The sequence below is a fragment of the Pyxidicoccus sp. M6 genome (assembly GCF_055568925.1).
This window is the reverse complement of record NZ_CM145714.1, coordinates 5220336-5233781: the sequence shown is the minus strand read 5'-3', so window position 1 is coordinate 5233781 and position 13446 is coordinate 5220336. Positions and strand designations below refer to the sequence as shown.

At 70.9% G+C, this 13446-nt stretch carries 10 protein-coding genes; 4 read left to right on the top strand and 6 right to left on the bottom strand.

Annotated features, from left to right (window positions below; genetic code table 11):
* The first annotated feature begins 6 nt into the window (after positions 1–6).
* Complete coding sequence (locus ACVTJA_RS20885; RefSeq protein ID WP_465838583.1) at positions 7–1752, top strand: N-acyl-D-amino-acid deacylase family protein; 1746 nt, start codon at positions 7–9, stop codon at positions 1750–1752.
* 9 nt (positions 1753–1761) lie between these two features.
* Here ACVTJA_RS20885 and ACVTJA_RS20880 read toward each other — a convergent pair whose 3' ends face one another.
* Complete coding sequence (locus tag ACVTJA_RS20880; protein ID WP_465838581.1) at positions 1762–3255, bottom strand: poly-gamma-glutamate hydrolase family protein; 1494 nt, start codon at positions 3253–3255, stop codon at positions 1762–1764.
* Positions 3256–3446: 191 nt separating this feature from the next.
* Between ACVTJA_RS20880 and ACVTJA_RS20875 the strand changes: the two genes are divergently transcribed.
* From ACVTJA_RS20875 to ACVTJA_RS20865, 3 genes are all read left to right on the top strand, one after another.
* A complete protein-coding gene (locus ACVTJA_RS20875; protein ID WP_465838579.1) occupies positions 3447–6254 on the top strand; it encodes a CHAT domain-containing protein in 2808 nt (935 codons plus the stop codon).
* A gap of 75 nt (positions 6255–6329) precedes the next feature.
* Positions 6330–7589 carry a hypothetical protein gene (locus ACVTJA_RS20870; RefSeq protein WP_465838577.1) on the top strand — a complete coding sequence of 420 codons (1260 nt, stop codon included), beginning with the start codon at positions 6330–6332 and terminating at the stop codon, positions 7587–7589.
* 8 nt (positions 7590–7597) lie between these two features.
* Positions 7598–7984: a hypothetical protein gene (locus ACVTJA_RS20865; protein WP_465838575.1), complete on the top strand. Its 387-nt coding sequence runs from the start codon at positions 7598–7600 to the stop codon at positions 7982–7984.
* A gap of 246 nt (positions 7985–8230) precedes the next feature.
* Here ACVTJA_RS20865 and ACVTJA_RS20860 read toward each other — a convergent pair whose 3' ends face one another.
* The 5 genes from ACVTJA_RS20860 to ACVTJA_RS20840 form a co-directional block, all read right to left on the bottom strand.
* The gene (locus ACVTJA_RS20860; protein WP_465838573.1) at positions 8231–9157 is read right to left on the bottom strand and encodes an alpha/beta hydrolase; all 927 of its coding nucleotides are present in this window, start codon (positions 9155–9157) and stop codon (positions 8231–8233) included.
* 34 nt (positions 9158–9191) lie between these two features.
* Positions 9192–10277, bottom strand: a complete 1086-nt coding sequence (locus ACVTJA_RS20855; RefSeq protein ID WP_465838571.1) for an alpha/beta hydrolase — start codon at positions 10275–10277, stop codon at positions 9192–9194.
* A 48-nt stretch (positions 10278–10325) separates the two neighbouring features.
* Positions 10326–11204, bottom strand: coding sequence for a (R)-mandelonitrile lyase (locus ACVTJA_RS20850; RefSeq protein WP_465838569.1), 879 nt, complete (start codon positions 11202–11204; stop codon positions 10326–10328).
* A gap of 28 nt (positions 11205–11232) precedes the next feature.
* Entirely contained in the window at positions 11233–12390 is a 1158-nt protein-coding gene (locus ACVTJA_RS20845) for an aldo/keto reductase (RefSeq protein WP_465838567.1), read from the bottom strand.
* 89 nt (positions 12391–12479) lie between these two features.
* Complete coding sequence (locus ACVTJA_RS20840; RefSeq protein ID WP_465838565.1) at positions 12480–13370, bottom strand: aldo/keto reductase; 891 nt, start codon at positions 13368–13370, stop codon at positions 12480–12482.
* Between the last annotated feature and the right edge of the window lie 76 nt (positions 13371–13446).

Genomic DNA, 13446 nt, shown 5'->3' with positions numbered 1-13446 from the left:
GGGGTCATGGACCTCATCGTCGAGAACGGACTGCTGTTCGATGGGCTGGGGACTGCGCCGCGCCACGCGCACGTGGGCGTCCGGAACGGCATCGTCGCCGCCATCTCCGAGGCACCACTTCCCCGAGCGCCGCACACGCGCGTCATCGACGCCGCCGGCCACTGGGTGATGCCCGGCTTCATCGACTTCCACACGCACTACGACGCGGAGGTGGAACTCGCCCCGTCCCTCTCCGAGTCCGTCCGCCACGGCGTCACCACCGTGGTCATGGGGAGCTGCTCGCTCAGCCTCGCGGTGGGCACGCCGGAAGACCTGGCCGACATGTTCTGCCGCGTGGAGGCCATTCCCTACGCCACCGTCCGAAACCTGCTGGAGGAGCGCAAGCGCTGGGACACGCTGGGCGGCTACCTGGAGCACCTGGACGCGTTGCCGCTCGGGCCCAACGTCGCGTCGATGCTGGGCCACTCGGCGCTGCGCGCGCACGTCATGGGCTTGCATCGGAGCCTGGACTCCGGTGTGAAGCCCACCGAGGACGAGCTGCGCCGCATGGAGTCGCTGGTCCGCGAGGGCCTGGACCTCGGGTACCTGGGCCTGTCGGTGCAGACGCTCAAGTGGGACAAGATGGGCGGCAGCCGCGACATCCGCAGCCGGCCCCTCCCCTCCACCTATGCGAGCTGGAGCGAGTACCGCCGCCTCACCCGCCTGTTGCGCGAGCGCGGCCGCGTCTTCCAGGGCGTGCCCAACATCACCACCAAGGTGAATGTGCTGCTGTTCTTCCTGGAGAGCATCGGCCTGGGGCGCCGGGCCCTGAAGACGTCCGTCATCTCCATGATGGACGCGCGCGCCAGCCGCGGCATCCACCGCCTCATCGGCGTCCTCTCGCGCTTCGCCAACACGGTGCTGCGCGCGGACTTCCGCTGGCAGGCGCTGCCCGAGGTGTTCGACTTGTGGGCGGACGGCATCGACCTCGTCGTCTTCGAGGAGTTCGGCGCGGGCACCGCGGCCCTCCACCTCCAGGACGCCGCCGCGCGCGCGGAGCTGCTGAAGGACCCGGCGTACCGCGACCGCTTCCGGCGCCAGTGGACCAACCGCTTCCTCCCGCGCGCCTTCCACCGCGACTTCAACGAGTCGCGCATCCTCCAGTGCCCGGACACGAGCGTGGTGGGCAAGTCGTTCGCCCAGGTGGCGAATGAGCAGGGACGCCACGCGGTGGACGTCTTCCTGGACCTCGTCGTCCAACACGGCGACGCGATGCGCTGGTACACGGTGATGGCCAACGACAGGCGCGAGGAGCTGGAGCGCATCTGCCGGCACCCGGACATCCTGGTGGGCTTCTCCGACGCGGGCGCGCACCTGCGCAACATGGCCCACTACAACTTCCCGCTCCGGCTCCTGCGCCTGGTGCGCGAGGCGGAGAAGCGCGGCGAGCCCTTCATGACCACCGAGCGCGCCGTGCACCGGCTCACCGGGGAGATTGGCGAGTGGTTCGGGCTGGACGCGGGAGTGCTCGCGGAAGGCCGCCGCGCGGACCTGGCCGTCATCAACCCCGAGGGCCTGGACGCGCAGGTGGACGAAATCGCCGAGGCTCCCATGGAGAACTTCGGCGGCTTCGTGCGACTGGTGCGCCGCAACGACGCCGCCGTGAAGACGGTGCTCATCTCCGGCCGAGAGGCCGTCCAGGAGGGCGGCCTGTCCCCGGCCCTGGGACGCGAGCGCGGCTTCGGGCGCGTGCTGCGCGCCCATGCCTCGTGAGCGCCGCCGCTACGGCGTGACGCTCACCGTCACCGGCAGCGGCACATACGCCCCCGTCTGCGGGTAGCGGCGCGCCCAAGCCACCACCCGGTACGCGACGGGGAGCGAGCCGGTGAGAGGCGAGGAGAAGCTCACCGCGCCATAGCCGGACTTGAAGTCGGCATGGCAGGTGCCGTTGGAGTACGCGCCCACGCCCCGGCTGCCGCCCACGCGCTGGTAGCGCCCCGCCGCGAGGCTCCACCGGTAGACGCTGAAGTACCACTCGGTGCGGGTGCAGTCGTCCTGGGACAGGCCGTCCAGGGCCGTGTCCGCCGACACCGTGTACGTCTTCGCCACGCCGAGCGCGTTCGCGGTGAGGTCCAGCGCGAACATCTTGCAGCCGGTGCCGTCGTACACGATGCCATTGCTGCTCTCGGACGCCTCCGCGCCCGCCAGCGTCAGCGTGCGCTCGGCGGTGGTGCCGATGAGGCACGTGTAGTGCGCCTTCACCGCGTCGGCGATCTTGTCCCAGTGGTTCAACCGGGCCGTGTTGGACTGCTCCAACTGGAGGCCTCGGCCGCCGAGCGCCAGCTCGTTGATGAAGTTCGTCGGCTCGTCCCCCGCGAGATTCGACGGCGGCTCGTGCAGCACCTTGAGATTCGTCCCGCGCAGCGCATCGGTGATGACCTCCGCCACCCCCTTGCGAAACTCGACCTCCTCGCCGCCACCCACCAGCACGCCCGCGTCCGGCGCGGTGGCGTCCGCGAAGCCGTGGAAGGACACCGCGTACTTGAAGTCGCGCCCGGACACGCCCCCAAGGCTCTGGAAGCTGGACGGATGGATGTCGGCGGAGGTGATGTGCCAGTGGTCCTTCGCCTTGTTGGTGCCTGAGTACCAGCCCTTCACCCGCCACGAGGACACGTGGGACGTGGCCGCCGGGGCGATGCGCTCCACCTGCTCCGCCGTCTTCACCTCGATGTTGCCGCCGTGCGGCGCGGTGTAGATGAGCGTGTTGTTCAGCCCGTCGTCCGACAACCGCTCGATGAGGTCGTTCGGCTTCGTCGACTGCATGCTGTCGAGCACCGCCTCGCTGTCCGTGGGCGCGTGCCAGGTGACGCCGTCCTTGTCGCTGGCGCTGCCGTGCATGGCGGTGAGCACCACGCCCGCGTCGGCCGTCATGTCCAGGCGGGAGATGCCCTGAGGGTGCAGCCTCACCACACCCACGCCCGCGTCGAGCGCCTCGGTGACGGTGCACAGGCCCTGCTGCAGGGTGGAGCCGGAGCCCATCCGCACGCGGAGCTGCCGGCCCACGCCGCTGCCCAACTGGGTCAGCACGTCCTGCGGCACCTTGCAGTACTCCTTCCACGCGTAGCCGCCGATGCTGGAGTCCTCGCCCAGCGTCAGCGTGCCGGAGACCAGCTCCGTCCGAGTGCTCGCGAGCGAGTCCATGCTCGCGGCGTACGGCCCGCCATCGCAGCCCGTGAGCGCCGCCGCCACACCCAGTCCCATGAATCGAAGCGCCATCGAGCGCATGTCGTCCCCCCTCCCTCTTGGTGATTCGTTGTGTCGTGGGAACGACAGCCCGAAGGAATCTTCCCGGGCCGGAAACGCCGGGCCGGGACGGCTTCGACACCTCCTGTCAAGTGCCCCTCGGGACAGGCAGGCGGGAGTGGCGGTTTGTTCCCGTAGGTCGGGTTGCCCCAAGATGGAGTCAGGTGACGGCCAGAGACGTCACCCCGGAGGTCCAGCGCATGGCGGATGGGCTGGGAACACCAGGAGCGCACGACGCCGCCCATCGGCGCGGACCTCCGCGCATGCGCTTCTGGTACCCACTTCCGCTGCTCGTCCTGGCCGCGTTCATCCTCTCCGGCGCGGACCCCACGGCGGACCGCGTCGCGCAGCGCGTCTGGCTCAGCACGTCCCCCACCCGCCCCATCGAGCCGCGCCTCAGCGTGGCGCAGGCGGACGGCTACCGGCCCTACGTGCCAGCGCGCACGCCCGAGTCCACGCCGGTGCCGCTGCGCGAGCTGGCGCGGCTGGAGGCGCTCGGGGACCGCTCGGGCATCGCCGCGTCGTACCTCGTCCATGGAGACCCGCAGCAGGCGCTGGCCCACCTCCACCACGCGCCCCCGTCACCGGGCCGCGAGTGCGACCGCGCCGCCGCGTACTTCCTCCTCCAGCGCTACGACGAGGCGCTCGCGCTGCTCGACGCCGCGCTGGACGCCCATCCCCACCACCCGCAGGCGCTGTGGAACCGCGCGCTCGTGCTGCGCGAGCTGGGGCTGACGCTGGTCGCTGCGGTCACCTTCGACGAGGTGGCGGCGCTGGGCGAGCCGGGCTGGAGCACCGAGGCCCGGGAGCTGGCCCACGCGCTGCGGGCGAGCGAGCAGGAGCGCGCCGCGCAGTGGCGGAGCACGCGCGACGCCGTCGACGCGCTCGCCAGCGACTCCGCCGCGCCCATTCCGTTGGACGCGGCACGCCGCCTGCCCGGCACCGCGCGAGCGCACTTCTACGATGCCATCCGCGCCGCGCCCTCCGCCGCGCGGGTGCGTGAGCTGCTCCCGCTCGCGGAGGTGCTGGACCGTGCCTTCGGTGGGACTTCGCTGGCGGACTACACCCGGCGCGTGGCGGCGCGTGACTTCACCCGGCGCGGGCCGCTGGCCACCGAGTACACGCGGCTCATCCGGCGCACGCACGCGGACCCGGCTGGCTTCATCCAGCGGCTGCGCGGCTCGAACGAGGACGACGTGCTGCTCGGCGCGCTGCTGCTCAGCACCTCCGTGCCCCGCGAGGCGGCGGAAATCGAAGCCCTGGCGAAGAAGTGGGACGACCCCTGGGTGGGCGTGCTGGCACAGGAGGAGCTGGCGCGGCTGGAGAACCTCACGGGCAAGACGTGGGAGGCCGGCCAGCGCCTGCGCGAGGCGCTGCGCACGTGCCGCGAGCGCGAGCTGGGCCTCAGGTGCCTGGACCTGCAGCGGCGGATGAGCGCCAACGCCACCTCGGCGAACCGGCTCGCTGAGGCGGAGGAGCTGGCCCGCTCGAGCTGGCGCGAGGCGCGGCTGCTGGGAGAGTGGGGCCAGGAGGGCTTCGCCATCCGGGCGCTCGGCCAGGTGGCGCGCTACCAGTTCCGCGTCGCGCCCGCGCGGGCCTACCTGGACGAGTTCCTCCACCGCAGCCCGGGTGACTGCGACGCGCGCAACTACGTGCACCGCAACCTGGCCTCACTGGCGATGATGCGGCTGCGGCCCGAGGAGGCCCGGCACGCGCTGGAGGAGGCCCAGGAGTGCACCCCCTCCGTCGGCCTGGTGGGCGCGTGGATTCTCGCGGACCTCGGGCGCATGGACCCGCGCCCCTCGGACGAGGAGCTGGTGCGCCGCGAGCTGGCGCAGGTGAACCCCACCCTCGACGGCCCCGGGCGCCGGGTGCTGGCCACGCTCATCGCCGCCCGCTTCGTGGTGGAGCGCAACCGCGACGAGGGCAACGCCCTGCTGCGGAAGACCATCGCCGAGGCCGAGCCGCTGCTCGCCACCGACGCGGACGCGCGCGACGCCCGCGCCGTGGCGTACCAGTCGCTGGCCGTCAGCGCGGGCAAAGCGGGCCACTTCGACGCGGTGCCCGGCGTGGTGGCCGAGCAGCTCGGCGTCACCGCGCCCGAGCGCTGCGTGCTCGCCGCGGCCATGGAGTCCGAGCGCACGGTGGTGGTGGCGCGCGGGCCGTCCGGCGAGGTGCGCGGCTACCACGATGCCTCGCGCCGCGAGCCGCTCGGAGACGACCTCTCCGGTGTGGTGCCGCGCGAGCTGGTGGCGCTGCTGCGCCGCTGCCCCGAGGTGGACGTGCTCGCCGCGCCGCCGCTGGACAGCCGCTCCGGGCTGCTGCCGCCGGACCTGGCCTGGCGCTACCGGGTGGGCACCGAGAAGCTGTCCGCGCCCTCCTCCACCGTGCCCCCGCTGCACGTGGTGGTGGCCAACGTGGCGACGCCGCAGTCGCTGCGGCTGGCGCGCCTGCCCTCGTGGGAGGCGGAGTCTCCGCACGCACCGGAGGGCCGGCCCCTGGAGCTGCAGGGGCCCCACGCCACGCCGTCGCGCGTGCTGGAGGCGATGACGAAGGCCACGGACATCGAGTTCCACGCGCACGGCATGGTGGACCGCAGCCTGTCGGACGCCACGGTGATTGCGCTGGCGCCGGAGCACGACGGCCGCTTCGCCCTCACCGCCGAGGCCATCCGCCGGGTGCGCCTGGAGGGGGCGCCCATGGTGCTGCTCGGCGCGTGCAGCGCGGCGCGGCTGCCGCCCCTCCTGCACCAGACGTCCTCGCTGCCGCAGGCCTTCATCGGCTCGGGAGCGCGCGCGGTGTTCGCGGCGACGGTGGACATCCCCAACACGGCGGGCCGGTTCTTCCACGCCGTGAGGGAGCGGATTCGCGTCGGCGCCAGCCCGGCCCGGGCCCTGCGGGAGGAGCGCCAGCGCACGCTGCGCGCGGACCCCACCGCGAGCTGGGTGGGCCGGGTCCTGTTGTACGAGTAGGGCACGCCTCTTCGCGCGCGGCCTTTCGTTGAAAACGAGCCGCGCGGCGCGAAGCGTGAGAGAGGGGGAAGGCGAATGCTCACCGCGGAACCACTCGCCGTGTACAGCCTGCATTTCGAACGGGACGACGCCGCCAGCGGCGCGATTCCCCTCTGGGACCCTGTCACGGACACCCGGCTGGGAGCGCTGCCCGAGTGGATTCGCGGCCGGAGGGAGGAGCCCGCCGCCTACGTGCGGGGCTCACGGCCGTCCGTCAGCGTGACGCTGCTGGCGAACCACTTCGTGCCCACGGCCTTCGACTTGAGCGCCTTCGGCCCGGGGCTCGGCGAGGGCGGCACGGTGCGCTGGGTGGGGCCGCATCCGGTGACGCTGGAGCGGACCGCCGGGTGGAGCACCCTGCCGGAGCCGGTGCCCTTCAACCGGCCGCTGCCCAACCGCATCGGCGTGCACACGCTGGAGCTCCAGTGGTTCGCGGAGTGGACGGACGTCCACGGCACGGCGCGGCGGCTCTTCCTCGGGAATACGCGGCATGAATTGCACACCACCGGCGCACCCATGGAGCACGGCGTGCCCGGGGCGCCACCCGTGGGGGCGTATGTACCGCTGATGCGCTGGTCCTCGCGGTGGTGCGCGGGACTGGAGGGGCGCAAGGCCCTCTGCGACGCCATCCTCCAGGGGCTACCGGAAACTCGATTGCAATACGGGCTTCCCGCATGGTCGGTGCGCCACATGCTGCTCGCGGGCGGGGGCATGTGCGGCGGCTGGTATCAGTTGTTCCAACAGCTCGCCAACTGCCAGGGTGTCACGGTGGAAGGGCGCACACTGCACCTCGTGCCGCTGCATGATGCGAGCACGGACGAGGTGCGCTGGGAGGCGATGGTGGCGGTGGCACCGGGACAGAATCAGGTGGAGCCAGCGAGGCAGACGCGCCTGCACGGCTGGTTCAATGACTGTGCGAAGTACCCCGTCACACCGGACGAGCCGGTGGAGCTGCTCGGCCGGCAGGACTCGCGGTACTGCTTCTTCGCGGGGTGGGATGACGGGCACTCGGTGAACTTCCTGGAGGAGGGAGGAAGGTTGTACCTGTATGACCCGAGCTTCCGGGCGGAGGCCGTCGCGCTCGACATGCCGCTGCCGGTGCCGGACGGGCAGCCGGTGACGCTGGGGCCGGAGGCGCCGTTCCGGAGGGACTACCTGCACACGGCAATGCCATACGTCATGGGCGCGCTGCGGGTGAATGGAAGGCTCTGGGAGGTGGACGTGGCGCGGGGCGCGTTCGGCATCACCGTGAGGACGGAGCAGGTGCCGGAACTCGGCATCCTGTGGACACGCTAGGAGACGCCATGCCGTCGACACGCGAACAGCTCAGGCGGTGGGTGGTGGAGCACGAGGCTCCGGCGCGCGGCTTCGCCTGGGAAGCGGTGCTGGAGCTGCTCGGTCAGATGGAGGCGGAGGCCGTCGCCGGGTCATCCCCGCTCGAAGCGGAGGATGTCGGCGTGCTCGCGGACCTGGTGGCGCGGCGCGGGCGCGTGCCGCTGCAGGGACTGGTGCCCGTTCCGCACTGCATGCCGCCGGAGGAAGTCATCCAGTACCGGGCGCTGAAAACCCTGGAGGCGGCGGGACGGCTGGACTGTGTGAGAGACACGCTGCCGCAACTGGGGCGCGAGGCAGACTCCCCTGCCCTGCGCGAGCTGGTGCGGCAACTCCAGCCGCAGCCTGGGACCGGATGACGAAAGAGGCGCCCCTATCTCGCGTCCGTCAATTTCAAACCGACTCGTCGTTGACTGGCGCCCGCCCCCATGAACAACCCCACCAGGTCCCGCTGACTCAGCGCATGTCACTTGAGCCACGCAAGAAGGCTCACGGTGTCGGCCCGCCTCGAGCTCCAGGCCGACTCATGTCCTGCGGGATAGGGAGTGGCAGGAGGTCCCTCCCGCGGTTCTCATCCCGTGCTCGACTGCACAATGCGCTGCTGCCTACGCGGTCATCAAAAGTTCCCCAAATCCATCTTCTCGGACGTCCCGTGACGTCGCTCTGAAGTAGCCCCCGGCCTCCCTGCAGATGATCATCATGAGGGCGCGGGCGCGGTACCTGGTCGGCGTCCTGTTACGAGCCCATAGGCGACGTCGGACTGGCGGATTGCCTGGGTCAGAGCGTCTTGGCGAAGAACGACGTGAGCTTGTCCATCGCGGCGTTTGCTCATCGGTCAGCTCGGCATCACCGGCATAGAGAACCTTCCCGTCGGCCGCCTCCTGCGCGCGAGCAGCGGAAGCCTGCTGCAGACGCTCCTGAATCGTCTCCAGCTGCGAGTCCGCATAGCCATTGCGACGCGCCCGGCCGGAGTTGAACATGCTGACCGTTGCAATCGCCTTGAAGCGCTTGTCGGTTTGCGCAGCCGCCAGGGAGTAGCCGCCGCCGCCGCAAATGCCGAGCAGGCCCAGACGCGTGGCATCAACACCTGGGTACCGGGTGATGAAGTCCGCCATGCCGTGAATGTCCTCGATACGGTGCGCAGGCTTATCCACGTTGCGCGGCTGCCCGCCGCTCGCGCCCTGGTACGCGGCATCTGCAGCGATCGTGATGTAGCCTTGCTCCGCCAGCCGCTGAGCGTACAGGCCCGCGACCTGCTCCTTCACCCCGCCGTTGGGGTGAGCCACGACGACCGTAGGGTACTTCTTCTTCGGGTCGTACTGCGCCGGGGTGTAGACGTTGGCGGAAATCCTCAAGCCGTTGAGCTTGTAGGTGACCGGACGGATGTTGACCTTGCCCGGCTCATTCCTGGTGATGGCACCTTCGTAGACCAGGGTGAACGGGTTCCTCCTGGAGTCGGCCGCCCCGGCCTCGCCAGCCAGGAGTCCGGTCATCGCCGCCAGAAGGGTGGCCTTCAAAGTGGTGTGTCGCATCTGCAAGCTCCTCTCGTTGGACTGCCTCAGCAACTCAGTCCAGGCCCTTGTCGGCGAGGAACTTCGAGAGGAGGTCGGCAATCTGCACGTTGTTGGTGTCGGAGAACGGGAAGTGGGTGTTCCCTCGGATGCCGAGCTCGGGCAGGTGGACGAGGGTGACACTGCCGCCGTGCCGGTTCACCGCGTCGCGCCACAGGCGCGCCATCGCGAGCCGCACGCGCCAGTTGTCCTGGCCGGGGATGGGCGACGGCTCCTCCGGGATGTTGTCCCCGAAGTAGAGGACGATGGGTATCCGGGTCAGCGCGAGGAAGCGCTCCATCGAAACGCCCGTGGCCTCGAGCGCGCCGGTGAGGCTGGGCATGGGCGCTGGCACCTCGCCCTCCGGGAAGACGAAGCCGCTGCCCGGCTCGTACGAGACGACCGCCCGCACCTTCGGGTTGCGCATCGCAACAAGCCAGCCGGGGCCGCCACCCTGCGAGTGCGTGACGAGGACGCCGGGGCCGATGCGGTCGAAGAGCGCGGAAACGGCGCGTGCGTTCACCTCCGCATCGAAGGGCCCGGTGTTGGGCGTCATCGCGCGAAAGTACTGCTCGAGCGCCGCCGGCTCCCGCGGGAACTGCACACCGGGGAAGTAGTCCGGCCATACGCCGATGCGGAACATGCCGAACCAGGTCTGGTCGTCCGGCGTGGCCGGGACTGTCGTCGGCACGGTGCTACGACCCGCCTTGCCGCGCCGTGGCTGGTCCACCAGGTAGACCGGAAAGCGGCGCCGCAGGAAGAGCGTCTGGAAGCCCTCGCGGCCGTCCGCCGTCGTCTCCCACGTCTTCGAGGACTGACCGGCGCCGTGCCAGAACACGAGCGGCAGCGGGCGGGCATCGGCCGGCACCTGGTAGAAGACGTACGCGTGGTCTCCGTGCAGCGTCGCGCCCTCGGCCGAGGGCCGACGCGAGTCGAAGGTCCCCGGGGCCGTCACGACGGTGCCGCCCACGGCGAAGCTTCCTTGTTCCTTCAGGGTGAGCCCTGACGACGCCGCCGACGCGCCGGCCGAAGGGGTCGAGGCGCACGAGGTCGCGAGCGCACTCAGGGCGAGGACGAGGGGGATGCGCTTCTTGAGGTTCATGGCTTCAGCCCTTCTTGGGTCGTTTGGCGGCAGGCGAGCGGCGCAGCGTCACTTCTTGCCGTCGAAGACTTCCTTCGCGACGCCGAGCGCCGTCACCGCGCTCGGCCAGCCCGCGTAGAAAGCCAGGTGGGTGATGGTCTCGATGAGCTCCTCGCGCGTGACGCCGTTCGTGCGCGCGAGGGCGAAATGGCTCCGGAGCTGGTCCGGGCGGTTCATCGCGATGAGGGCGCTGACCGTCACCAGACTGCGGTCCCGCTTGGCGAGCCCCGGCCGCTCCCAGATGTCGCCGAAGAGCACGCCGTCCGTGAGCTCCACCATCTTCGGAGAGATGTCGCCGAACAGCTGCTGCGCCCGGGAGGGCTGGCTGGCGGCGCCGGCCTGTACCGGGGTGGCCGGCCGCGCGGTGGCCGGCGCGCCGTACTCGGCATCGGTCACCTTCTCCATCCAGTCGACGGACTTGCCCTCGAGGTGCTCCGACACGGCGACGTGGGTCATCCGGCTGTCGGGCGCGGCGCCGTGCCAGTGCTTCTGCCCGGGAGGAATCCAGACGACATCCCCCTTGCGAATCTCTTCGACAGGGTCGCCCCAGCGCTGCACCCGGCCCACGCCCTCAATCACGTAGAGGCTCTGGCCCAGCGGGTGGGTGTGCCAGGCGGACCGGGCCCCCGGCTCGAAGGTGACGGCAGCGCCCGAGGCGCGCGCCGGGGCCTTCGCCTGGAAGAGCGGGTCCACGCGCACGGCCCCGGTGAAGTTCTCGGCGGGCCCCTCGCGCGAGGGCTGCGAGCCGGCACGGGCAATCTGGAGCGACTGTGCACCGTCGCCCGGAGGCGCCTGAACCACCGGGGCAGCACTCGCCTTGTTCGTGTGGGCGCAGGCCGCGGTCAGGAGGAGCGGGAGAAGCGCCGCGGTGAAGGTCGGTCGATTCATGGGTCGTCCTCGGGATGTGCCATGGGCGCTACCTTCTCGGGGGCGCCTCGACGCCCGAGAAGACCTGCACCTGCTCCGGGAGCCGGGCGCCGCGGACGTCCACGGCCGAGACGTCACGGTTCAGCTCGCTGAGCTCCGCCGGCGTGAAGCGCACGTCCGCCGCGCCGATGTTGTCGAGCATGTGCGCCATCTGCGTCGTCCCGGGGATGGGGACAATCCAGGGCTTCTGCGCCATGAGCCAGGCCAGGGCGACCTGGGCGGGCGTGGCGCGCTTGCGCTCGGCCCAGCGCTTCACCACGTCGACGAGGGCCAGGTTGTGCGGCAGGTTCTCCGGAGAGAAGCGGGACTCGACGCCGCGGATGTCCCCGGGCGCGAAGCGCGTGTTCGCGTCGATGGCCCCCGTGAGGAACCCCACGCCCAGTGGGCTCCACGGCACGAAGCCGATGCCCAGTTCCTCGCAGAGCGGGAGCACCTCCGCCTCGGGGCCGCGCCACAGCATCGAGTACTCGTTCTGCACGGCGCTCACGGGGAGCGCGGCGTGCGCGCGCCGAAGCGTGCCTGGCCCCATCTCCGACAGGCCCCAGTGCAGGACCTTCCCCTGGGCCATGAGCTCCTGGATTGCCCCGGCGACGTCCTCGATGGGGACCGACGGGTCGACCCGGTGCTGGTAGAGCAGGTCGATGCGGTCGGTGCGCAGGCGCCTGAGCATGCCCTCCACCACCAACTGGATGTGCTCGGGGCGGCTGTTGAGGCCAGGGCGCCGCGCGCCCGTCTCCGGGTCGATGTTCCAGCCGAACTTGGTGGCGATGACGACCTTGTCCCTGAATGGCGCGACGCCCTCGCCCAAGATGCGCTCGACCTCGTGCGGACCGTAGGCCTCGGCCGCGTCGAAGAAGGTGACGCCCCGGTCGAAGGCCGTCCGGATGATGTTGTGCATCTCGGGCCGGTGCGGGACCGTCGTCTGGTACGTGCGGCTCATGTTCTGCACGCCCAGGCCGACGCTGGAGACCTCCAGCTTGCCGAGCCGGCGCCGGCCGAGCTCCGAGGGAGCAGCGGGCCTGCGCGACGTTGCCGCCGCCCCAGAGGCTTGGGAGGCCGCGCACCCCAGCAGGGGAGCCGCCCCCAACGCGCCTGCCGACAGCAGGAAGGAGCGACGGCCCATCTTGTTCTTACGGTCCTGTGCCATGAGCTACGGCCTCCTCACTGCGGGGGGAAGTCCAAGCTTCGAGGTCTTCGCGCACAGCGCATCGAGAGTTCGGGTCCATGACTCGGTCCTCATGCCTCGGGGATGGCACGGCCGTAGTTGGCGAGGGTGATGCTGTCCGGGTCCGGGCCCCCGCGGGCGCCGGTCTCGAGCGCGTCGATGGCGGCCAACTGCTCGCGCGTGAGCGCGAAGCCGAAGACGTCGAAGTTCTCGGCGATGCGGGTGGGCTTGACGGACTTGGGAATCGCCGAGCGGCCCTGCTGCAGGTGCCAGCGCAGCATCACCTGGGCGGCCGACTTGCCGTGCTCGCGCCCGATGGCGAGCAGCGTCGGGTCGTTGAAGGAGGTCCGCTCCTTGCCCCCGAAGTAGGCGGTGATGCCGCCAATGGGTGACCACGCCTGGGTGAGAATCCCGTGCTTCGCGTGCAGGCGCTGCAGCTCCGCCTGCTGGAAGTAGGGGTGCACCTCAATCTGGTTCACGGCGGGCACGACCTTCGCCACGCCCAGCAGACGCTCGAGGTGCCCGGGCATGAAGTTGCTCACACCGATGGCACGCACCCGGCCGTGTGCGAGCAGCGTCTCGAGCGCGCGGTACGCGTCGAGGGTGCGCTGGAAATCCGACGACAGCGGCTGGTGCAGGAGGAGCAGGTCGAGCCGTTCGACGCCGAGCTTGCGGGCGCTCTTGTCGAAGGCGTGCAGGGTGGCGTCGTAGCCGTAGTCGCTAATCCAGACTTTGGTCTCGATGAAGACGTCGTCGCGGGCGAGGCCGGAGCGGCGGAGTCCCTCGCCCACCTCGCGCTCGTTGCCGTACGCGGCGGCGGTGTCGATGAGGCGGTAGCCAGTCCGGATGGCCGCCTCGACGGCCGCCGCGGTCTCGGCCGGCGGGCTCTGGAAGACGCCCAGGCCGAGGGCCGGCATCCGCACGCCGTTGTTGAGGGTAAGTGAGGGGTTCTTGGTGCTCATGGTCCAGCCTTCTCAGCGCGTCCGTGCGCGCGGCGCCTGGCGGGCGCCACTTGTGCGGGCCCCGCATCCGACGCGA

Excerpts from the sequence above, each read along its gene's own strand:
- ACVTJA_RS20885 (WP_465838583.1), top strand. The coding sequence starts at position 7 with ATGGACCTCATCGTCGAGAACGGACTGCTGTTCGATGGGCTGGGGACT.
- ACVTJA_RS20880 (WP_465838581.1), bottom strand. The coding sequence starts at position 3,255 with ATGGCGCTTCGATTCATGGGACTGGGTGTGGCGGCGGCGCTCACGGGC.
- ACVTJA_RS20870 (WP_465838577.1), top strand. The coding sequence starts at position 6,330 with ATGCTCACCGCGGAACCACTCGCCGTGTACAGCCTGCATTTCGAACGG.
- ACVTJA_RS20865 (WP_465838575.1), top strand. The coding sequence starts at position 7,598 with ATGCCGTCGACACGCGAACAGCTCAGGCGGTGGGTGGTGGAGCACGAG.
- ACVTJA_RS20860 (WP_465838573.1), bottom strand. The coding sequence starts at position 9,157 with ATGCGACACACCACTTTGAAGGCCACCCTTCTGGCGGCGATGACCGGA.
- ACVTJA_RS20855 (WP_465838571.1), bottom strand. The coding sequence starts at position 10,277 with ATGAACCTCAAGAAGCGCATCCCCCTCGTCCTCGCCCTGAGTGCGCTC.
- ACVTJA_RS20850 (WP_465838569.1), bottom strand. The coding sequence starts at position 11,204 with ATGAATCGACCGACCTTCACCGCGGCGCTTCTCCCGCTCCTCCTGACC.
- ACVTJA_RS20845 (WP_465838567.1), bottom strand. The coding sequence starts at position 12,390 with ATGGCACAGGACCGTAAGAACAAGATGGGCCGTCGCTCCTTCCTGCTG.
- ACVTJA_RS20840 (WP_465838565.1), bottom strand. The coding sequence starts at position 13,370 with ATGAGCACCAAGAACCCCTCACTTACCCTCAACAACGGCGTGCGGATG.